The organism is Nonlabens sp. Asnod2-A12 (genome assembly GCF_045063745.1).
GTDB classification, from domain to species: domain Bacteria; phylum Bacteroidota; class Bacteroidia; order Flavobacteriales; family Flavobacteriaceae; genus Nonlabens; species Nonlabens xylanidelens.
Genome location: NZ_JBEFOB010000003.1, coordinates 1,032,959 through 1,055,841, shown reverse-complemented (window position 1 = coordinate 1,055,841; position 22,883 = coordinate 1,032,959). Strand labels below are relative to the sequence as shown.

General features: G+C 32.7%; 19 protein-coding genes and 1 other RNA gene. 14 read left to right on the top strand and 6 right to left on the bottom strand.

All coding sequences use genetic code 11. The annotated features are described in order from the left end of the window. The first annotated feature begins 87 nt into the window (after positions 1–87). The 5 genes from ffs to ACJJVJ_RS04805 all read left to right on the top strand — a co-directional run bounded on the left by ffs (position 88) and on the right by ACJJVJ_RS04805 (position 4,452). Positions 88–187: signal recognition particle sRNA small type (gene ffs, locus ACJJVJ_RS04825), an RNA gene on the top strand. 50 nt (positions 188–237) lie between these two features. After that, positions 238–1,041 carry an SDR family oxidoreductase gene (locus ACJJVJ_RS04820; protein ID WP_405369359.1) on the top strand — a complete coding sequence of 268 codons (804 nt, stop codon included), beginning with the start codon at positions 238–240 and terminating at the stop codon, positions 1,039–1,041. Beyond that, positions 1,031–1,507, top strand: coding sequence for a hypothetical protein (locus tag ACJJVJ_RS04815; RefSeq protein ID WP_405369358.1), 477 nt, complete (start codon positions 1,031–1,033; stop codon positions 1,505–1,507). Before ACJJVJ_RS04820 ends, ACJJVJ_RS04815 begins: the two co-directional genes overlap by 11 nt. A 349-nt stretch (positions 1,508–1,856) precedes the next feature. Next, entirely contained in the window at positions 1,857–3,161 is a 1,305-nt protein-coding gene (locus ACJJVJ_RS04810; protein ID WP_405369357.1) for a hypothetical protein, read from the top strand. A gap of 4 nt (positions 3,162–3,165) precedes the next feature. Continuing rightward, a complete protein-coding gene (locus ACJJVJ_RS04805; protein ID WP_405369356.1) occupies positions 3,166–4,452 on the top strand; it encodes a hypothetical protein in 1,287 nt (428 codons plus the stop codon). 27 nt (positions 4,453–4,479) lie between these two features. On the opposite strand, the gene ACJJVJ_RS04800 is transcribed toward ACJJVJ_RS04805, so the two are convergent. Continuing rightward, positions 4,480–5,355, bottom strand: a complete 876-nt coding sequence (locus tag ACJJVJ_RS04800) for a sterol desaturase family protein (protein ID WP_405369355.1) — start codon at positions 5,353–5,355, stop codon at positions 4,480–4,482. Positions 5,356–5,488: 133 nt separating this feature from the next. On the opposite strand from ACJJVJ_RS04800, the gene ACJJVJ_RS04795 reads away from it, so the two are divergent. The 5 genes from ACJJVJ_RS04795 (at position 5,489) to ACJJVJ_RS04775 (ending at position 10,624) form a co-directional block, all read left to right on the top strand. Then, positions 5,489–7,153, top strand: a complete 1,665-nt coding sequence (locus ACJJVJ_RS04795; RefSeq protein WP_405369354.1) for an alpha-amylase family glycosyl hydrolase — start codon at positions 5,489–5,491, stop codon at positions 7,151–7,153. A gap of 188 nt (positions 7,154–7,341) precedes the next feature. Next, the gene (locus ACJJVJ_RS04790; RefSeq protein WP_405369353.1) at positions 7,342–8,472 is read left to right on the top strand and encodes a DUF2891 domain-containing protein; all 1,131 of its coding nucleotides are present in this window, start codon (positions 7,342–7,344) and stop codon (positions 8,470–8,472) included. An 84-nt stretch (positions 8,473–8,556) separates the two neighbouring features. Further along, entirely contained in the window at positions 8,557–9,555 is a 999-nt protein-coding gene (locus tag ACJJVJ_RS04785; RefSeq protein ID WP_405369352.1) for a YihY/virulence factor BrkB family protein, read from the top strand. Between the two features lie 130 nt (positions 9,556–9,685). Then, positions 9,686–10,186, top strand: a complete 501-nt coding sequence (locus ACJJVJ_RS04780; RefSeq protein ID WP_405369351.1) for a pyridoxamine 5'-phosphate oxidase family protein — start codon at positions 9,686–9,688, stop codon at positions 10,184–10,186. A gap of 3 nt (positions 10,187–10,189) precedes the next feature. After that, positions 10,190–10,624 carry a hemerythrin domain-containing protein gene (locus ACJJVJ_RS04775; protein ID WP_405369350.1) on the top strand — a complete coding sequence of 145 codons (435 nt, stop codon included), beginning with the start codon at positions 10,190–10,192 and terminating at the stop codon, positions 10,622–10,624. A gap of 48 nt (positions 10,625–10,672) precedes the next feature. Here ACJJVJ_RS04775 and ACJJVJ_RS04770 read toward each other — a convergent pair whose 3' ends face one another. Continuing rightward, positions 10,673–10,798, bottom strand: coding sequence for a hypothetical protein (locus ACJJVJ_RS04770; RefSeq protein WP_405369349.1), 126 nt, complete (start codon positions 10,796–10,798; stop codon positions 10,673–10,675). A 142-nt stretch (positions 10,799–10,940) separates the two neighbouring features. Further along, complete coding sequence (locus ACJJVJ_RS04765; protein WP_405369348.1) at positions 10,941–12,341, bottom strand: exonuclease domain-containing protein; 1,401 nt, start codon at positions 12,339–12,341, stop codon at positions 10,941–10,943. Positions 12,342–12,556: 215 nt separating this feature from the next. Between ACJJVJ_RS04765 and ACJJVJ_RS04760 the strand changes: the two genes are divergently transcribed. The 4 genes from ACJJVJ_RS04760 (at position 12,557) to ACJJVJ_RS04745 (ending at position 17,104) form a co-directional block, all read left to right on the top strand. Next, positions 12,557–14,305, top strand: coding sequence for a histidine kinase (locus ACJJVJ_RS04760; RefSeq protein ID WP_405369347.1), 1,749 nt, complete (start codon positions 12,557–12,559; stop codon positions 14,303–14,305). Between the two features lie 3 nt (positions 14,306–14,308). Beyond that, positions 14,309–15,067, top strand: a complete 759-nt coding sequence (locus ACJJVJ_RS04755; protein WP_405369346.1) for a LytR/AlgR family response regulator transcription factor — start codon at positions 14,309–14,311, stop codon at positions 15,065–15,067. A 215-nt stretch (positions 15,068–15,282) separates the two neighbouring features. After that, positions 15,283–15,963 (top strand): hypothetical protein, encoded by a 681-nt coding sequence (locus ACJJVJ_RS04750; RefSeq protein ID WP_405369345.1) that lies wholly within the window; start codon positions 15,283–15,285, stop codon positions 15,961–15,963. Between the two features lie 190 nt (positions 15,964–16,153). Beyond that, positions 16,154–17,104, top strand: coding sequence for a T9SS type A sorting domain-containing protein (locus tag ACJJVJ_RS04745; RefSeq protein WP_405369344.1), 951 nt, complete (start codon positions 16,154–16,156; stop codon positions 17,102–17,104). A gap of 102 nt (positions 17,105–17,206) precedes the next feature. Here the strand turns inward: ACJJVJ_RS04745 and ACJJVJ_RS04740 are convergent, their stop codons facing one another. Genes ACJJVJ_RS04740 through ACJJVJ_RS04730 form a run of 3 tightly spaced genes read right to left on the bottom strand, consistent with a single transcriptional unit; the run spans position 17,207 to position 22,851 of the window. After that, the gene (locus ACJJVJ_RS04740) at positions 17,207–17,944 is read right to left on the bottom strand and encodes a LytR/AlgR family response regulator transcription factor (RefSeq protein WP_405369343.1); all 738 of its coding nucleotides are present in this window, start codon (positions 17,942–17,944) and stop codon (positions 17,207–17,209) included. Continuing rightward, positions 17,931–20,762, bottom strand: a complete 2,832-nt coding sequence (locus tag ACJJVJ_RS04735; protein WP_405369342.1) for a sensor histidine kinase — start codon at positions 20,760–20,762, stop codon at positions 17,931–17,933. Before ACJJVJ_RS04735 ends, ACJJVJ_RS04740 begins: the two co-directional genes overlap by 14 nt. A gap of 13 nt (positions 20,763–20,775) precedes the next feature. Continuing rightward, entirely contained in the window at positions 20,776–22,851 is a 2,076-nt protein-coding gene (locus tag ACJJVJ_RS04730) for a fibronectin type III domain-containing protein (protein ID WP_405369341.1), read from the bottom strand. Between the last annotated feature and the right edge of the window lie 32 nt (positions 22,852–22,883).

Below are 22,883 nucleotides of genomic sequence, written 5' to 3'. Positions count from 1 at the left end.
AATATTTTTTTATCAAGTCGAAAGATAGTTATAAAAAAGCATGAGAAAAACCTTTGTGTAAGTAAAACTAGACTGTATATTTGCAGCGGGCAAGTCCTACACAACCAGCTCCTGCTGAACTCCTCCAGGGCGGGAACGCAGCAAAGGTAAGTGGTCGTAGCGGTGTGATGTAGGTAGCTTGCCTTTTTTTTCTTTCTCCTTTTAGTGATTCCTTCACATTAGTTTTTAAAATATTTTATGAAAAGAGTAGTATTGGTTACCGGCGGTTCTTCTGGTATAGGCAAAGCCATTGCATTATTTCTTCAAGATAAAAATTATACCGTTTACGGTACGAGTAGAAACCCAGATCGTTATCCAGACAGTCCTATAGAGTTACTAGCTCTAGACGTACAAGATCAAAACTCTATTAATAAAGCAGTTGATATTCTTATAGAAAAAGAAGGGCAGCTAGATGTACTTATTAATAATGCAGGAGTAGGTATTACAGGTCCTATGGAAGAGACTCCGATAGACGAAGTTAAAAATGCTATGGATACTAATTTTTATGGTCCATTAAGAGTTTTACAAGCTGTATTACCGGTAATGAGAAAACAAAAATCTGGACGAGTTATTAATATAACTAGCATCGCAGGTTACATGGGTTTACCTTATCGAGGTATTTATAGTGCTAGTAAAGGTGCGCTAGAAATAGCTACTGAAGCATATCGTATGGAATGCGCACACCTTAATATTCATTTTAGTAATGTAGCGCCTGGTGATTTTGCAACTAATATTGCAGCTGGTAGATTTCATGCTCCAGTTATAGCAGGAAGCGATTATGAATCTGGCTACGCACATACCTTAAAGTTAATCGATGAGCACGTAGATGATGGTCAGGACCCTAAAGAAGTGGCCTCAAAAATCTATGAGATTCTACAAAACCCTAATCCAGGTATTCATTATAAAGTAGGTAGTTTTTTACAGAAATTTTCTATTGTTCTAAAAAAGATTCTTCCTGAAAAGACCTACGAAAACATGCTTAAAAAACATTATGGACTTTAAAGTAAGTAATTTTTTTCCGCCAGTAACAAGGCTTTTAGGTGTTCTTATTTTTGTTATTGGAATAATAGGTATTGTAACTAACGGTATTCAAGTATTTTTTATACCATTAATAGGATTTGCAATTGTGTTTTCTACAAAAGGAGTTTCTATAGACGTGGCTCATAAAAAATTAAAAGAATACAATAGTTTCTTTTTTATAAAATTTGGAAAATGGCAATCTTTAGACCAGTTTCCTCATATTACGGTTCTTGAAATTACCGAAAAAACCAGTTTAGGAAGTCATACTACGTTAGTAAACTCATCTTCTCGAGAAATGGTTTATCGCATCACGCTATTAAGTAAAGATCATTATCAAAAATTGTTGATCAAACAATTAAAAGATAAGGATATAGCTCACAAAGAAACAGAGAAACTTGCCGATTTAATAGGCTTTGAAAAGGTGATTTACAGCCCTGGAGCTTATTAGAAAATTATATTAAATTGTAAATTCGCTTTCGCGAAAGCGGAACTTGCATCATTGATCTTTCTTTAAAGGTTCTATTAATTGCTGACGAATAGCACTTTAGAATCTTTTATCTATAACAGTACTTAGTTTTTATTTCTTATCAGGAGAAGGTAAGTATGGTGTAGCAAAAATATCATCTATAACTATGAATGAAGACTACTGTTTAAAGAATAATAGTAATTTTTCATGCCGTTAATCGATTTTTTTAATTCGTTTAACAAATGTGTCTTTTTTTGTTTTCTATAAAGCTACTCTGCGTTAAAGAGCTGTTAATTTTGTCGCACTCAAAATTTCAACTTAAACCACAGTAATGATTAGATTAGGTATTTCTATTGTCTTATTCTTCACTTGTTTTTATTCCTATTCTCAAGTAGGTATCAATATACAAGTGCCAGCTGCAGATGCTGCGCTGGATGTTTCTGGTACAGACAAGGGTGTTCTCGTACCACGTGTGGATATAGATAATCTATCCACTATTGCACCAGTAACAGGTGGCGCTACAGAGAGTCTTCTAGTTTATAATACTAATATAACTACAGGCAAAGGTTTTTATTTTTGGTCTGGTGTAGAATGGGTTCCAGTGGGTACAGGTTCTTTTTGGGGTAAGAAAGGAAATGCAGGTACTAATCCAGGAACAGCTGTAGGTGAGAATTATCTAGGTACTAAAGATGCTCAAGATTTAATTATAGCTACTAACAGCGTCGAGAAAATGAGAGTGACTGATTCTGGTCAGATACTGGCTTCTAGTAATGGAACTGCGTCACAGCCTATTTATTCTTTTCATTCAGATAATGATACAGGTATTTATTCTAGTGCAGCAAATAAATTGAATATATCTGCTGCAGGAAATGACATGATAGAGTTAGATGGAACAGTAAATCAAGAAATTGTTCTTAACAAAAATCAAGTAAATATCGATACGCGTGTGGCATCACAAGGACAGACTCACATGCTTTATGTAGATGCCGTAACCGATAGAATAGGAATAGCTCAAGATAATCCACAGGCAACTTTACATATAGGTGGTAGCAGTAGTACAGTAAGAATAGATGCTTTTAACGCTGTTAATAATGTAAATAATAAAGGAACAGTATCAAAACCTGTATTTGTAGATTCTAACGGTGAGTTGAGTATAGAAGGGTCTAATGTTATAACGCAAATGGTAGAAGATAATACCACTTTCTTATCAACACCAGTAGTAATAGACAATAATTCTACAGGTAGAACTCAGGTAGAACTTTACAGTACATCTGTCACTTTAACGCGCGATGCACTTGTAGAAGTGGTTTACCAGGCTGGTGTAACTATAACAGATATGTCTGACGACCTTATATATGATGGTAGACCGAGATTATACCGTATTTATGTTTTAATAGATGGTGTTAAAGTCGCATATAAAGGTGATGCTTATACTAGTAGGAGTAACATGGGCACGGCTATAGTTAATGGTCCGTTTTTTCTTAATGGTAATGGATATGTAAAATTACCAGGTTCCATTACTGGTACCACTCACGATATAAAAGTATATGGAGAGGTTTATGGTAACACCGCTTCCACCAGATGTACTTATGGTGGTAACGGAGATGATTTATTTCAAGTTCTAGTTAGATATTAAGAATATGAGCTTTAAAAATATAATCGTTACAGCGTTATTATTCAGTAATATCATAACGGTAACAGCACAAGTAGGAATAGGTACTATCGATCCACAACCAGAAACTCTTCTTGATATATCTTCAGGAAACAAAGGTTTTTTAATACCTCGTATTTCAGTTGATGATTTTGAAACGTATAACTTACCAGTAGGATCGCAAACAGAATCAGTATTGCTCTATAATACTAACGAGACTTCTGGAAAAGGTTTTACTTCATGGACAGGTTCTAGATGGAATCATATAAATAATGATTTCTTCTGGTCCACTTATGGAGATAAAGACATAATACCGGTTTCTAACTTCTTAGGAACTACAGATTCTAGATCATTTATTCTTGGAACATCAGGCTTGCCAAGACTTGAATTTACCACAGATAGTAGATTTTTATCTTATGATTTAGGTATTGTAAACAGGCCTAGTTGGGCATTAAGAAATACACTAATAGGAGCGTACACTACTGGTGATAATCTAGTACTTAGTGCAAACAACATAGATTTTTTATCCAGTTCAAATGCTACAGGGATTACTTTTAATCCTAATCAAAGTGATGTTAATTTAAAAATCAATAGTACATCAAATAATATCTTAGAAATAGATAGTTCTATAGATAGAATAGGAATTGCAAGTACCGCTCCACTAGAGGCATCGTTACATATTCAGGGAACAACTAGTAATGTGAGAATAGAAAGTCTAGACAGCTCTCATCCTTATAATAATGGTTTAGATAAATCGGTTCTTTATGTAGATAGTAATGGAGAGTTTAAATTAGAACCTACTCCTAATATTACTCAACTGCCACAATTTGAATTTGAGTCTACTTATTTATCAACTGCTATAAGATTTAGTAATGTCACCTTAGGAGAAGAATCCAGAGTGATTTATACCACAACCCAACAATTATTTGAGGACGGTTTACTAGAGGTCGTGTATCAAAATTCCATCTCTGTAAATAGAAGTAATGGATTTGCTATTGTTGATGGTTTACCTAGAAAGTATGGTGTAAGAATAAAAGTAAATGGTCGTGTGGTAGGACAGACCGCAAAGATGTATACCAGCGGTACTAATATCGGTAGTATAGCATCTGGGTTTATGTATCTTAATGGTAAAGGCTACGTTCCATTAACAGGTGACGCATCTGGCACAATGTATACGATAGAGGTAGAAGCCTTTGTAGACGGCGGTGGTAATGATACTCAAATTAACTATGGCTCTTCTTCAAATGACTTTTTTGAGGTTATAGTTCATTATTAGTCCGCTTTCGCGAAAGCGGAACCTACATCAATGGTCCTTCTTAAAAGGCTCTATTAATTGCTCATGAAAAGCATCGGGAAACTCCTCATCTCCCGGAAAACCTAATTCTAATTCTCCATCGTGATAAGGAATGTGTGCCGTCCCAAAAATATAATCCCATACACTCAAGGATAGCCCATAATTAACTCCATAAGTGACACCTTCAGGAAGTTCTTTAGCATGATGCCATAGGTGCATTTTTGGATTATTCAATACATATTTTAAAGGTCCGTAATCCCAATTCAGATTAGCATGATTCAAGTGACCTATAAAAACTGCAATCATGTGGATAATAATAAATTGATCAATACCAAATCCTATCATCGCTAGCGGCAAGTACTGTAAGGATTTATATAAAATAGTTTCCATAAAATGAAACCTAAATTGAGCAGCAAATCCCATTTCTTTTATACTGTGATGTACTTTGTGAAATTCCCATAAAAAAGGAACACGATGTAATAGTCGGTGAATATTCCACTGGGCGAAATCGGCGATAATAAACATGATTAAAAGCTGCGCCCATATAGGTAGAGTATTTACCTCTATCGCAACTAGGTTAGTAATACCTATTTGTGCCAGGCCATCTTTAAAAAGCTCTACAAAAACATCTGACACAGCGTTGTAACCTATTAATGAGAATAAAAAGAAATTAAAGAATAGATAAAATAAATCCAGCCAAAAATCTCTACGCAATATCTTTTGATTTTTGCGCCATGGCAACCATATTTCTAATGCAAAAACAAGTAATGAAATAACGAGTAACCAGTAAAAATAATTGGTCCAAGAAGGGTTCATAATCTCACCCCATAGGTAAGATGCATATCCTTTAAAGGAGTCTGTAAAGATGTCTATATATTTATTCATGATATTCTAGGCTGTTTTATCAAGTGTAAAATTAGTATATAAAAAGGATTACGATAACGTTGTATTATATTAGAAATCTATAATGGTATAATATCATCATCTTCTTTTATTTTTACGATATAAATATGGATCCATGAAAAAGCTTTTATACCTATTCACTTTAAGTCTCTTAGTTATCTCCTGTAAAGAGATTGCAGACAAAGAAATAGCCTTGGTAAAAGAACCAGCATACTTTGACTGGAGCGCTGCAAATGTTTATTTCCTATTAACAGATAGATTCAATAACGGCGATACATCTAACGATAGTATTGTAGAGAGAAATGAAAAAACAGCAAAGTTGAGAGGTTTTAATGGAGGTGATTTTGCAGGTATTATTGAAAAAATAGACGATGGATATTTTACCGATTTAGGAATTAATGCCATCTGGTTAACACCTATATGGGAGCAAATTCATGGCGGTGTAGATGAAGGTACAGGGTATTCTTATGCTTTTCATGGCTATTGGGCAAAGGACTGGACTGCCGTAGAACCTTCTTACGGTACACTAGAAGAGTTTAAAACACTAGTTAAAAAAGCACATGATAACGACATAAGAATTTTACTAGACGTAGTAATTAATCACACAGGGCCGGTAACAAAAAAAGACCCATTATGGCCAGAAGAATGGGTACGCACAGGACCTAGCTGCACCTATAAAGATCAAGAAACAGCAGTTACCTGCACACTCACTAATAATCTCCCGGATATAAGAACAGATAGTAAAGAAGAGGTAGAATTACCGGCTATTCTTAAAGAAAAATGGAAAAAAGAAGGTAGGTATGATCAAGAAATAAAAGAACTAGATCAATTTTTTACCACAACAGGTCTTAAGAAAACACCAGCTAATTATTTGATTAAATGGGTGACAGACTATGCTAGAGAAACTGGTGTAGATGGTTTTAGAATAGATACTGTAAAGCATGTAGAAGAGTCCGTATGGGCTACTTTTAATGAACAGGCGAGACTTGCTTATAACGACTGGAAGAAAAATCATCCTGAAGAAATCATTCATAACGACGATTTTTTTATACTAGGCGAGCTCTATGGTTATGAGGCTAGTGGTGGTAGAGTTTATCCATTTTCTGATGTAGAGGTAGATTACTTTGATGCTGGTTATGATGCACTTATCAATTTTGGATTTAAAAACCATGCCATCGCAAATTATAAAGAACTCTTCAAAAGGTATGATGGTTTTAGAAGAAAACTTTTAAAAGAAAACCCAGATAGTGAGGCTTATTTTATGAATTACATAAGTTCTCATGATGACGGGCAGCCCTTTGATGTGTCGCGTGTTAAAGCAATAGAGGCTGCAACAAAATTGTTGCTTACACCAGGAATGACCCAAATATATTATGGAGACGAGATCGCTAGACCTTTAATTATAGAAGGCACACAAGGAGACGCTACCCTAAGATCTCAAATGGAATGGAAACACAATAATCCAGAAGTTCTCAAACACTGGCAGCTATTAGGAAAGTACCGCAAGAATCATGTGGCAGTAGGTGCTGGAGAACATTTCTCTCTAGAACACGATGGAAATGGCACACTTGCAGCTAGATTCTATGATAAAAATAACCATCAAGATATCGTGTTGATAGGTGCAGGATTAGATAACGGTAAGTTAGAAATAGATGTAAAAAAAGTATTTCCTAAAGCAACTAGATTGCGCAACGCCTACACCACAAAAAAACTGCCTGTAGTTAATGGAAAAGTAACCGTAATGGTAGAAAATGGAGTGGTTCTTCTAGAGCAATGGTAAAATATGATACTGTAAGCGCTACTATGTCTTATGATATGTTCCTATAATTTCACATCTGTAAGAAAATAGGAATTTGTTAAGTGATAAGTGATTCAAAAAAGTTGGTTTAAGTTCCGCTTTCGCGAAAGCGATATAGAACAACATACATAAAGAATGTTTTATCTTTAAAAACTGAATAGAAAATAAAGATGAAATATTTAATATATGCTCTAGTAGCAATTACGGTGATAAGTTGTAAAAATTCTGAAACGTCTACAACTCCTGAAAAAACTGCTAAAACAGAGAACGTAGTAATAGTAGATAAGATTCCTACACCACAATTAACCTTAGAACAGGCTAATAATCTGGCGCAATTACCACTGCACTGTATAGAAACCGAGTACCCTAATAAAATGGGACATGTAACGGCTAGCCCTACAGATCAAAAAAGGCCGGCTGTACAACATCCTGTTTTTTACGGTTGTTTTGACTGGCATAGCGCTGTACATGGCTACTGGAGTGCTGTGACTTTATTAAAAAACTTTCCAGAATTAGAAGCTAAAGAAGAATTACTGCAAAAAATAAATCATAATCTTACTGCCCAAAATATTGAGGTAGAGATTGCTTATTTTAATACCGCAAACAATACTAGTTTTGAGCGTACTTATGGATGGGCATGGTTGCTCAAATTACAACAAGAACTCGATACATGGGATAGTGTAGAAGGCAAAAAGTTATCGGCGATTTTACAACCATTGACAGATGTGATAGTGAGCAGGTACATGGAATACTTGCCTAAATTGAATTATGCGATACGTGTAGGTGAGCATTCTAATACCGCTTTTGGGATGGCATTTGCCCATGACTATGCCGTACATTCTCAAAACGATGCCTTTAAAAATAGTATAGAAACTAGGGCAAGAGATTTTTATTTAAATGATAGTGACTGTCCTATCTCTTGGGAGCCTAGTGGTTATGATTTTTTATCTCCGTGTCTAGAAGAGGTGGATATTATGAGAAGAATATTACCAGAAACGGCTTTTCATAATTGGATAAAAGAATTCTTACCTGGAATAGAAAGTGGAGTTTTAGACATAGAAATAGGTCAGGTATCTGACCGTACAGATGGGAAGTTAGTCCACATAGATGGATTGAACCTGAGTCGTGCTTGGGTACTTTATGGACTAGCAGCTCAATACCCACAATACGATAATCTCACAGAAACGGCAGATGCTCACATAACTAACACGCTACCTAATCTAGTAGCTGATGATTATGCTGGTGGTCACTGGTTAGGTAGTTTTGCTATTTATGCATTACAGAATGCAAAAAAGAAATAGAGACACTACATGATCTTTGATAAGATCGTTAAACTATAATTAATCCTTGTGGTAAATTAAGAAATAGTTGGTTAATTCGTTATTATGAACACACAACCAGCTACCGAAACTTTTAAATGGAAACATTTACCATCTTTATTGTGGAGTAGTGCAAAAAAATGGAATGACGAAGACGTGTGGCAATTAAGCGCCAGCGTTGCCTATTATACCATTCTTGCACTGCCTGGTCTTATAGTCATACTCATTAATCTAGTAGGCTCAGTATGGGATACAGAGATAGCAACAGGTAGATTAACATCTGGTCTTACCTCACTGATAGGTTATGACGCTGCAGAGGATATTAACGGTATGTTACAAGCAGCTAGTGCCGATCAAGACAGCTGGATTGCCAAAATTATAGGTATAGCCACTTTAATATTTGCTGCAACTGGAGTCTTTTATCAATTACAACTGGCTCTTAATAAAATATGGAAACTCAAGATCAATCCTAAAACGCCCTGGTGGAAGCTAATAACCGATCGTGTAAAGAGTTTTGGATTCATTTTAGTTCTAGGTTTTTTGATCCTAATCAGTTTTATTCTATCTGCCGTTATAGGAATTTTACAAGACTGGATACAAGATCACATTGCGTCGTACTTAGGTAAGCTGGCCTTAATAGTTAATTATCTGGTCTCTCTAGGAATCATTTCAGTACTTTTTGGTCTTATGTTTAGATATTTACCAGACGCTAGATTAAAATGGAAAATGGTATGGCCAGGTGCTTTATTAACCGGTATTTTGTTTGAAACAGGTAAATTTTTATTGGAAATTTATTTTACACAATCCTCGCCAGCTAGTGCTTATGGTGCTGCAGGTCTTATAGTATTGTTACTGCTATGGGTTTCTTACTCTTGTCTAATTCTGTTTTATGGAGCAGAGTTTATTCTAGTCTATGTAAACCGTTATGGCGATGGGATTCTCCCTAATTCTAAAGCATTGAAGTATAAAGAAGAATTAGTTATTACCGATAAAGGTGAAGAGGTGAGCGATGACGATATTATAGAAATTCTAGAAGCAGATGATAATAATATAGTTGGTGGTTAGACCGCTTTCGCGAAAGCGGAATACTCATAAATACTTCATGTTTATGAGCCAGTTAGAATCTAAAAGTATCGTTAATTCAGTTTTTATTAGGAAAAGGATTACAAAAGTAGTTCTATATTTAAAATAAAAAATGAGCATAGAAAACCTTACCCAAAGACAAGCGAGAGAGAAATATTTAGAATTAGCTAGAGATATAAAAACAGCTATGATGCTTACTGATTTAGGATCAAAGCCAGTGCCAGCGATTCCTATGGGAACTAAAGATATACTTGATAGTGGTGATATTATCTTTTTCAGTAAAGCAAGCAGTGAACACAATGCTAATATTACTGCATCTGATAAGACTCAATTAATCTTTGGCGATCCTAATACAAAAGAATTTTTAAGTGTTTATGGATCAACGATGATTTCTAAGAATAGAGAGCTGATTGATAAATACTACGATAACCTAGATAATAACTGGTTTGAAAGTAAAAACGATCCAGAATTAACGGTTCTAATTTTCACACCAGAAAAAGGTCATTACTGGGACAGTAAGACTAATGCATTAATTACACTTGCCAAATTAACGTACACAAAAATTACTGGCGACGAAACGGAAATAGGTGTATCTGGAAATTTAAAACTGTAGGGTATGAATATTTTTGAAGCATTAAGAAAAGACCACGAGATACAACGAGACCTTATTGATCAACTAGTAAAAACTAGTGGAGATAGCGATAAGAGAAAAGAACTTTTTGATCAACTAAAAAAAGAACTAGCCCTGCATGAAGATGCCGAAGAAAGACACTTCTACGTACCATTATTAGAAGTAGATATGACTCAAGAAAAAGCGAGACATAGCATCGCAGAGCATCATGAAATGGATGAGCTAGTAGAAAAAATAGAAGAAACAGATAGAAGTAGTAGCGCATGGCTGGTCTACATGAAAGAACTAGCGCACCAAGTAGAGCATCACCTAGATGAAGAGGAGCAAGAAGTCTTTCAACTAGCTGGTAAAGCTCTAAATGAAACTGAAAAAAAGAGTCTTGCTACAGACTATCAAGAATATATGAAAGAGAACAGATAGATATGTTCTAGAAAGTAAAAAATCCGATCGTTAGATCGGATTTTTTACTTATAAATAACTTTGAAAACGTGCGTTAGAACTTTGCTTAGGAGACTCTTCATGAGCATCATCTTGTTCTTCGATTGTCTTTCGTTTATAGTCGCTGTATCCGTTTTTTGATGTAATTAAATCCATTCCCTTTTTTTTGCTAAATATAATACGATGCGCGCATAGTATTTTTTAAATAATTCTTAAAATTTAACTAGATTTATGAGTATTTTATCATTTAACAATGCGTTAACTGTGACATAATGTAATAGAAATAGTAAATTCCTAACTACGCTATTTCTGCAATTTCATAAACGACATTTTGCTCTCCATATTTTTTGAGATAGGAGCGTATAATCTGGTTGGTATGATAATTTGCCGCCTTACGATCTATAAAATCTTCACAGTCTTCTATAGAAGAAATGGAGGTATATTGATCTACAAAACCATACCCTTGATACTCACCATCTTTAACCATGACAAAGCAAGATTCTTCAGTAGTTCTTCCTTTTTGTTTAATAATATAATTAGGATTCTGGTTGTGTAATGCTTTGATAGCTTGGTTTGCCCTTATGTTATACAGAGATACTAATTCTTTCTTTTTACACACTCCTTTACATTTTTGTAATTTATAGTGCTGAGTACAATCTTCAGGTGTTTTAAAACTACAGTATCTAGGGCATAAGTTAAAATCGGCACACAGTTGTTCTAATTGTTCTACAGCATGAGCACGATCATAATGTGTAACGACAGAGTAGTCATAAGATTTAACCAGTCCTACAGCAAATTGAACAACCCCTAGCTGATTTTTATAATGTAAAATTTGATAAGCCTTGCGTGGTTTCTTTTGTGCACTATTAAATTTAGGATAGTATTCTTTGATTAAATCTGCTTCTTGTAATAAAGCAACCAGCTCATTACCAGTAGGTATGTGTTCTATATAATGAATCTCCTGACACATTAAATAAGACTTACTCGTTTTAGAATAAAAATGAGAAAGTACACGCTTGCGCAGGTTGATGGCTTTACCCACATAAATTACCTTGCGCGCTTGATTTTTAAAAAGATACACACCAGGCACTTCTGGTAAATCATGAAATTGAGCACGATCTAGGTGCGGTGGGAATGTACCTTCTTTATTACTGCCTTTTAAAAAATTAGTAAAAGCAGTACCATCTAGATCTATCTCTAGTAGTTTTTTAAATAGAATTACCGTTGCGTCAGTATCACCTTCTGCACGGTGTCTGTTATTTAAGGAAATGCCCAAAGAGTTGCACAATTTACCTAGACTATAAGAATTCATTCCAGGAATTAACTCTCTCGATAGACGTACGGTACAAAGCTTTTTACGTTTAAAATCATAACCCAATCTTTTAAACTCGTTGCGTATAATGTTGTAATCAAAGTTGACATTATGTGCCACAAAAATACTGTCGCGTGTCATGCGTTCTATCTCTTCGGCAACCTCAGCAAATAGAGGCGCAGCTGCAACCATCTCGTTATCAATGCCAGTAAGGCCAGTTATAAAATCCGGAATCAATGTTTCTGGATCTACCAGAGTCGTGTATTTCTCGAGTACTTGATCACCTAGCAGTCGCACAATACAGATTTCTGTAATGCGATTACCACTCATTTTGTTACCAGTAGTTTCAATATCTACTATACTATAAACTTGTTCTTTAAAATTCACTCGGGCTTATAAATTGGAAATGTTCCAAATTTATGGAATAATTCCAAATAAATAGATCTATAAAATGGTTTTAACATAGATTGTTTTTATCTCGCTTTCGCGAAAGCGAGGTGAAAACAAATACTCTTTAGACTTTGTTATCAAAAACTATAATTAAACTATGGGCATCAATTTTGTTGTTCTTAAATTTACTACAACAAATCAACCATTATCATTTGAGATTTTTTTCTATATTTTTTTTAATTATTTGTTTATCTAGTTGTGATAAAAAAAATTCAACCTCTTCAAATCAAAATCTTGATGCTTTGGATAATGATAGTATTTCTATTTCTGAGAAGTATTATAAGGAAGGACTTGAATATTATGATAATGGTGACTTAGAAAAAGCTAAAGAATTTTACAAGTTAGCTATTGATAGTTGTAAAACAAATGATGTAGATACCCAATTTAGATACTATACTAACTTAATGGGATTATATAAATTTAAGAATGAATATGGAAATGCAATATCTATTTTAAAAAAATTTAAGGAGCAGGATTTATTGCCAAAGGATAGATTTAACGAAATGGTAGTTAATACTGAACAGCATTTATATCTTGCTTCTGGTCAGTTAGAATATGCTTTAAAAGCCAATGAAAATTATCTCAAACTAGCTTATAAAAGTGGTGATAATAATGCCATGGTTACAGCTTTAATTTTTAAAAAAGACATTCTTAACGGTTTGGGGCTTAAGCAAAAAGCCAATGATTTGATAAAAGAGTTAGAGTTTTATGATGGTTTAGATTCATTAGAGCAAAGATATGTTTACACAGAACTTGGCATTCAAAATTTTTATAATAATGATTTTAAAAAAGCTATAAGCTATTACAATAAATCATTGTTATTAGCTAAAGAATCCAAACTTGATGGTAAATATTCAGAAATAGCAACTCAATATGCAAATATTGCAGAATCATATATAGAATTAAAGGAGTTTGATATAGCAAAAAAATATTTAGATTCTTTCAGAAATCTAAACCAACAAAAAGTTGAAAATGACTTACGAATAAGTGTATTTAAATATGAGCTAAGGCTTGCCGAAGGTTTAAATGTTTCTAATGAAAGGGTTGAAAAATTAATAGATAAAATTAATAAGGACCAACAAGAGTCATATCGCATTAAATTTAATAAAGAGTTGGAGTTACTTACTGATGAAAAAGAAATATCAGAAGAATTACTAAAAGCTAACCAACAAGCAGAATTAGATAAATTGGAGTTCAGGAATATTTTTATCATATCAGCGTCAGCCTTAATCTTAATTATTTTGATTGCTCTTTTTTTGATATTTAAACAAAAAAGGGATCATGAGATTAAGAATCTTAAGTTTCAACAACGTCTCTTAAGATCACAAATGAACCCTCATTTTATTTTCAATGTTCTGAGCAGCGTACAAAACCTGATTAGAATTAATCCTGATTTAGCTCCTAAATTCATTACTAAATTCTCAAGGCTATTAAGGAGAGTTTTAGAAAACTCTAGTCAAAATTATGTCTCAATTATGGATGAAGTTGAAGTTATAGAAAATTATTTAGATCTTCAGAAACTAAGATTTCCAGAGCTTTTTAGGTATGAATTAAATATAGATCAAGAGTTGAGAAATGACATGATACATATTCCACCTATGTTAATTCAACCTTTTATAGAAAATGCTGTGGAACATGGTTTTAAAGGTATAGATTATCAAGGGGTAATAATTATGGATCTTAAATTAAAAAAATCGAGCAAAAAAGACTTTCTACAATGTGTTATTTCTGATAATGGAGTAGGATATTTGGAAAAAAATAATAAGATAAAAAAATCAATGTCTATTAAATTGATTTCTGATTTTATAAATAAATCAACAGGTAAAGAGATTAAAATATCTTTTTTAGATAAATTTAAAAACTCAGGAACTATCATTGAATTTAACATACCAAGTAAATAAATTATGTCATTAAAATTAATTACCATAGATGATGAGAAATACGTTCGTGATTTTTTAATAGAAGAAGTAAATAAAAATTTTCAGAATGTAATAGATGTTTGTGGACAAGCAGCTTCTATAAAAGACGGCTTAGAGTTAATTAAAAGGATAAAACCAGACATAGTTTTATTGGATATAGAATTAGAAGATGGAGTTAGTTTTGATATTTTAAAACGATTAGAAAAAATTGATTTTGAAATTATATTTGTAACTGGTTTTGATAATAAAGCAATTCAGGCAATTAAGTTAGGTGCCTTAGATTATTTATTAAAACCTATTGATGAAGAAGAATTGGAAAAAGCTTTAAATAAAGCCGTATCAAATAGACAAGCACCAATAAAAAATTCTTCAGATATAATGACAGATGTCGCTTCTCAATTTTATAAGAGTGAAAAAAAAGAGCATATCGTATTAAAAACTTCAGATACAGTTCATTTAGTCAAATTAAATAGATTAATGTATTGCAAGTCAGAAGGGAATTACACCACATTTTATTTAGATGGTCAGTCATCTATTCTTATTTCTAGACCTTTGAAATATGCAGTAGAATTATTACCAGAACTAAATTTTGTTCGTTGCCAACAATCTTATATTATCAATACAAAATACGTTACTAGATTTTTAAAATCAGGAACTATCATACTTCAGGACAAAATTGAAATTCCAGTTTCTGGTAGAAATAAAGAAAGTATTTTGAAATTAGTGATGTCAAAAATGAAATAGAACCACACAAATTTGAAATCATAGTAGTCAAATCTAAAGTTTAAACATATTTAATGACAACAGATATTATTATTGATTAAAATATTATTATTATTATGAGAAAAATATCCTTGTTATTATTTGTTATAGCTACAATAATCAGTTGTTCATCAGACAATATAGAAGAAGAAAGGTTTGAGATTCAAAAGAAAAAACCATCTGCTATATCCAAAAGAATGATTATTACAAATTGTAGTGATGACTACAATTATTTTGATGCTTTGAGGAAAAATTCATATGTTATTTGTGAAATGATGAGGGATAACCCTGTTTTTAGATCGAGTGTTTTAAGTAATTTAAATCAATCTAATAGAGTAGTTCGTATATCAGATATTATAGACTTGAGTAGTGATAATTTATTATCTAGTACATATAAGTTTTATTATACTAATTCTTTGTTTACTGACCTAGTAACATATCCGGATGGAAGCTCCAAATGGCCACCAAGAATACAATATCCCATTTCTAGTAATCCATCTACTAATAGTTCTGGAAATCAGGGAATAGCGTATGGGGTTAGCGTTCAATCTCACATTAATTTACTTTTAAGTAATGATGTGGAATTATATATACCCAATAAGTATACAAATGGCGATTTTTACAGTGTAGGACACCCTTTAAATGAGAATCAATATAGTCAGGGGCACGTGATTTTTAAAACAGCTATAGAAAATTATAATCGTTATTCTAATCAGATTAATTATTTGTATTCTAGCTCAATGAATATTAATAATGTTATGACATATCAAGAAAAATTTGTTGTGTTGAGTAGACCTTCTAATTGTACTTTTGAGGATTTTGAATTAACTGATTACATGAAAAAACACGTTTCTTCAGATGATGGAACTCTTTTTTAATGATTCTTTTATTCTTTTTTTTCAAATTTGAAAGTAGAATGATCATATATGAAAAACCTACTTCAACTCATACATACAAAGTGTTTTGATTTGAATAGCTCTCTATTTTTACCAATGTATTTGTAAAACTAACTCTTTGAATACCGCGGTAACCGAAAAGCGAACGAGTAGGAATCTTAAAACCTTCATTATGAAAACTAAAATTTATTTTACTCTATTACTTACCCTGTTTTTAGGGTTAAATTCATTTGCTCAAAAAGAGAAATGTGATGACAGTTTGAATGCTATAATCAATAACGATAATACATTTACTGCAGCTAATGCTCAAGCTTACTATTGGGAAATTATTCAGGGAGATGCATTAATAGTTGGACCCAATACTACTAAAACGATAGAGGTTAACTGTACTGGTAATAATTCTTTTTTTAGAGTTAAATTAACCAGGTTTATAAATGGTGAATGCATTGAAGCTTGTGAGGTTTTTACTTGTAATAATAACATTACTCCTTTACCTGAACTTAGGTGTTTTGGTTATGATCCAATAACTCCAATTAATGTAAATTCTGAGGGGAAATTAAATAGAGCGTTTGTAAATTATCCTTATTCTGCTCCTATTCCTGATGCAGGGCTAACATTTACGTGGTATTTTAAATTTAAAAATGGTGATTTAAAAATGTTCTATGTTCAAAACCCTACTTTCAGAGAACTTTGTCCACAAAATCCAGTAATGAGTTTTGGATTAATAGTGTCAAACGGAGTAGATTCTATAAAGTTATACAACGCTCCTCTTGATAGTGAAAGCCCAACACCATCACCTTATCTTATATCGGAGTTTTCAGAAGCACATGACAGTGCGTGTGTGACTTCATTTTTTGAATCATGTAACTCTTTATTACAAGGAAGTTTAGCACTGAGGAGTGTTGAAATTATTCTAAACAAAAAAGAACAATTGATTCAATTTGTAAATATAGATAACGATAGTTCATATAATTTTAAATTATATAACCTAACTGGAAACTTAATGTTGTCTTCTGATTCTGTTAACGATGGAATAGAGATATCGAAACTTAAAGAAGGGATTTATCTTTATAATTTAACAACCGAAAATGGCGAAGTTATAAAAGGTAAATTGATTAAATAACAGTTGTTATATTTGATTGCTTTAGTTCAAGTACAAAGCCTCGCTATTTGCGAGGCTTTATATTTTGAGATTTTTTTATCTTTCTCAGAAGTAAAATTTCAATTAACTAAACAATTCTAGAAACGCTTGCTTATACGTTTTTGTAATAGGAACGCGGTAGTCATCTCCTAGGACTACATATCCTTCATTTTCAAAGGCGCGCACTGCTTTTATGTTCACAATATGGGATTTATGACATTTAAAAAAGTAATCATCCAGATAACTGCTGAATTTTCCTAAGCTGTAGGAACTGGTCAATACCTTGCCGTCTACGAGGTGTATTTTTGTATAACCCTCATAACCTTCTAGGTGCATGACTTCTTCTTGTGGGATGAATGAAATACCTTTTTGTGTGGGGACTTTAAGTTTATGATCGCGATCTATGATCTTATTAAGTAACTGTACTAGATTTGCATTTTGGTCTGCATTTAGTTTTTCTATATTAAAAATAGCTTTGTTAATTGCTTCTTTGAGCTCCTGATTATCCACAGGTTTGAGAACATAATCTACAGCATTTTGTTTCAATGCCTCTAGTGCATATTCATTATAAGCGGTAGAGAATATAACTTGTGAAGATAAAGTAGGGAGCTGTTGTAGTAGTTCAAAGCCAGTCATTCCAGGCATTTGAATATCCAGAAATAAAAGATCTGGAGTGTTTTTTATGATAGATTTTACGGCAAGTTTAGGGTCTTGAAAGGTATCTATAACAGTTACCTGACTACTCATTTTTAGTATCTTATTATGTAAATTTTGCAATGCTGAGAACTCATCATCAACGATAATAGCGCTATATGTTTTCATTGTTTAATTTTTTAAGATGGAATAGAACCTGGTGACCTTTATCTTTTTTGTGTGAAAATGCATCTTCACGTTTTACAGTTATTTCCCAATCTCCTGTCTCACGTAAATATTTTAATCGATCATCTAATACAGATGTAGATTTATACCTGCCATCTTCTTGAGTAGCTTTGTATCCTTTACCATTATCTACTATGCATATTTCTATCTCGTTAGAGTCTATGCGTGTAAACTTAATGAGAACAGTACCTGCCGTTTCTTTATTAAAGATACCGTGATTAACGGCGTTTTCTACAATAGGTTGTAAAAGCATGCTGGGCAATTTATCAGTAAGATCTAGTTCTGGGTCTATTTCAAAGATGTAGTTTAATTTCCCCTTAAATCTTAATTGTTCTAGAGATAAATAGTTGTTTAATAATTTAATCTCTCTGTCTACACTTACTAGGTGTTCTTTGGACATTTCAAAAAACTCTCTAATTAATCTAGAGAACTTTACGAGATAAGTGTCTGAAGTTTCAAAATCATTTTCATTTATATAATACTGTATAGCAGTTAAGGAATTAAAAACAAAATGCGGATTCATTTGAGATCGCAGTGCTTTAAGTTGCAATTCTGATAGTTTTTTTGCCTGAAAAAGGTTCTTAGTTTTCTTTTTTTCGGATTTTTTTGTAATGGTCTTTGTAATGATTATCACTAATAAAATAAAAAGCAAAAATGCGATTACATAAAACCACCAGGTCTGATACCATCTAGGTTCTACCACAAAATCAAAAGAATTTGTTACCTGATCAATGCGCAATTCTAGTTTATAATCTCCTGGCGTTAAGTCTGTAAAGCTTAAATTTGAAGAACTGGACATTACCCAATCTGTTTGAGCAGGCATTAATCTATATTGATAAGCTGGTTTTTGATTATTTCTATAATCAATACTCTTTATAACCAGCTGCAAGTCACTATTACTGTTGTAATCTACATGGTTAGATATTTTTAAATTATTCTTATTGTAACTGGCAGTCTCAACATATAGATCTAACAGACGTTGATGCGTTTTAAAATCTATAGGTAAATTGATGATACCTTTATTAGTTGCAACGAGTAACTGGTTATCTATTCTGTGAATACCGTTTATTTTATTAGTAGGTAGACCATTTGTATTATCCCATATGTGCTGCAAACTGAATTTCCCATCCTTATACTCATAATTGTAAACACCTTTATTAGTAGGGAGATATAACTGATTATCTTGGTAAAACGGATTATTAGATTTGAGATATTCACTGCCTTTTAATAAATAAATAGAATTTAAATCGGTCCAGTAAACGCCATATCCACTAGTCGTAATTAATAGCTTCTCTTTTTCTATGGTTATTAAGTCAGTAACTGGTTTTTTAAAATCTGAAAGTGCTTCAATTCTAGTTAACTCGTCAGATTTTAAATGATACAATCCATTTGATGCAGCAACGATAATGTTATCTTTAAAAGTAACCTCATTACGTATTCCTTTTAAATAATAAACTTTAAGCACTTTGAGACTGGCAGGGTCTATTTTTTTTAAACCTGTAGTATAATGACCGTATAAAGAGCCATCGTACATAGAAACAGATCTTGCGGTTTCATTAACATCTGGAAATACGGTGTCTTTTAATACACCATTTTTTAAGGTGAAGATGTTGTTTTTTGTAATATAATAGGCCGTGTTATAATCCTTTATGTATTTAGATTTATAGAGAAATTTATCACTATCTATGTAGGGTTTAAAGAGATTTAAGGAGTCATTATATTTATAAAACCCTTTTCCATTAACTAGTGCGATAATATCATCATTTACTTGAGTTATGTCATTGATTTTATAGGGTTCTAGTTGTGTAGCGACACGCTGTTCATTTAAAGAATATTTGTAAATGCCGTCTGTAAAAGTGGCTACCCATATCGTATTTTCTTTATCAATAAATGAAAAATGCGATCTCCATGCGGCAGGTATAGGAATAACTTTTTCAGGTTTTAATTTTTGGTCCAAAATAGCAACTACATTCTCACCAGTTAATTGCAGTTTTCCATTCACTAGATGAATGCGACCATATTTTAAAGAAGGTATTCCTAACTGTTCTTGATAGGTGTATTCTTTGGCCATTAAATTATTTAAGTTTAGAAAGGCATAAGAATGAAAACTGTTAGTAACAAAAAGGCTATCAGTTATTTGGCTTCTAGAATAACTGTCTGAGTTTAAGGCAGAGTTATCTATACTTATATACTCATGATCTTTAGTAATTACGGCCATTTTACCTTTGTGAACAAGTTTTTCAATAGCCAGACCTTGATAGGTATCATTCAGTAAGTAGGCAAAATTTTGATAACGTTCTTTGGGATTGTAATACTTTAATTGCCACAGTAACTGGTCATTTAAAGTATGTGAGAGATGTGAGTCAGATAATATGACCTTATTACCAGTAAAACCTGCAAAAATAGGATCTAGAATAATTTCTTCTTGCTCATTACTATAGTCATAAATCACATCATCCAGTATATAACCTAGGCTCGTACTTTTTGCTATGTACCATAATTTACCATCGGCTCCAGGAAATAGATTCCAGATATCGTTAGTAGGTAAACCGTCTTTAGTGGTAAATGTTTTAAATTCAGTACCATTATATTTCACCAGACCTTCATCTGTAGCGATCCATATAAAACCATGGATGTCTTGTGTTATTTTATACACATGATTACTGGGTAAACCGTCTTTTTCAGAATAGTTAATACAAGACTGTCCAGTGCACATATTTATGGCACATAGAAAGGCTAGAAAGATCCATATTCTGATCATTAGAACTAATGTACTACTTAATGCTCACTTCTTCACTCAATTTAGACTGTCCACCATCTTTGGTAAACACTTTTATGGCATAGGAGCTTGTGTTGTTCTCGCTTTCGCGAAAGCGTAACTCTAGACTTCTATCATGTTGAATAAATTGTCCTTTTTTATTCTTTTTGTAAATCACAAAGAAGGTATTTTCATTCATTTGCTCATAATCCCACTGTAAGTAAACTTGATCTTTTTCTCTATTTATTTGTAGATTCTTTACTCCAGGGCGATTACCATCATCATAGGGTTTACCCATTACTGGAATGGAGTAGTCAGAGTAGTTATCGCTATCATCTTTTGCACGTAAGGTGTAAAAATATTTGACTCCTGTTTCTACTTCTTTATCGATATACGTAGTTTGCTCATTTTTTAAGGAAGCATGTTTTATCCATTCTTTCTTAAGGTCTAGTTTTCTGTATAAAGTTTGCTCTATAACATCTTCATTTGAGCTTAGTATAAACTCTAACTCGATATCTTCTTTACCTACTTTTACGTTTTTAAAGACCGGAGTTTCTGGTGGTATTAAGTCAGGTCGTTTTACTTTTAATATGTCAGAATAAGGAGACTGATTAAAATTATAATCTAAAGCCTTGATCTTATAATAAATGTATGGTGTTAAGGATTTTAGGGTGACAGTATCTTTAAAAACACTAAGAGCTTTAGTATAAATGGTGTCTTTTTCATGAAACCCCTCATTTATTACAGAAAATTCATGTTCTGGAGCATTAGATCTAAAAAGGCGGTACCCCATTAAATCACGCTCTTTATTCAATTCTATGTCCAAGGTTACAATTCCTAATGAATCAATTTTACCTGAGATAAAGTTAGGTTTTACAGGTGGAATAGAGTCTATTACAGTCACAAAATAGGGACTAGAAGAGCTTATATTACCAGTGGTATCTATGGCCTGTACGACATAATAATTATCTTTTTCTTTATGAAATGTTTTATCAATATAGCTAGTGGTATTTTTAGGAAGTAATTTAGAATGTAGAAGTTTAAAATCACCTTTATTTTTAGTTGAACGAGCTACTACAAAACCTTTTAAATCTGGTGCCATAACAGGCATTTTCCATATGATTTTTATCTCTTCGGGCTTATTATTTTTTCCACTAACTATGGCTGGATTAACTGGTGGCGTTAAATCTTTAGGCATTCCGCTTGCTGTGCCAAAATAGGCCTTTTCTCCAAAAGGGTTGATTCCATAAAAACGGTATTCATAGTTGGTATAGTTGGTAAGATTTTGATCGGTATAACTATTTCTAGTAGAAGTAGGGTCTGATTTTAAAACAGGTTTCTTATTTAATAATTCAAATTCTCCTGTAGCGTTATTTTTACGTTCTACATGAGCACCAGTGATCATGTCATTTTCTTCCCATATAAATGTCAACTTTTTGTCCCATGTTTTTACATATATATCACGTTCCACCTTATCACTTTCCTTCAGGGTTTCCATAAGATACATGCCTTGTCCTACGGTATAATTTTCTAGCTTTTCTTTTAAAGAAATACGGTACACATATTCCTTATTTTCTTCGACAGTTTTATCAGTATAAGATAATGCTAGTGCACGAGCAATAGTGTTGTTTTTTATGGCATTCATAACAAAAATAATGTACTCAAAATCTTCTTTAAACTTTTGTTCTTGCATTTCTTTAATTCCCTCATCAAAGGAAAATTTACCACCACTTTGTTTTTCCCTATTATCGTAAAACTCTTTTGCAAGGGTAATATCCTTTTTAGTTTCTTCTTTACTGTTAGCCATTAATGTGCTCCATGCGTCTTCTTCATAAGGAAATACTTCAGCTATTTTTTTATAGGATAACGTGTCACTAGATTCTGAAAATTCTGCTCGTTCAATAATAAAACCTTTTTTAAGACCTTGATAAAGTGCTTTGTTTTTATCAGGGAAATAAATAAGCTCTACGGCATTATCCGTATATCTTCCTATTACATTTATGGTACTAGAAGGTTTAACATCTTCTGTGAATTGTGCCATACTAGGAATGGAGAATAGGGCAAGGACAATTATGATTATATATTTTTTCATTTTTTAGCTTTTATAGTTTGATCAACTTATAC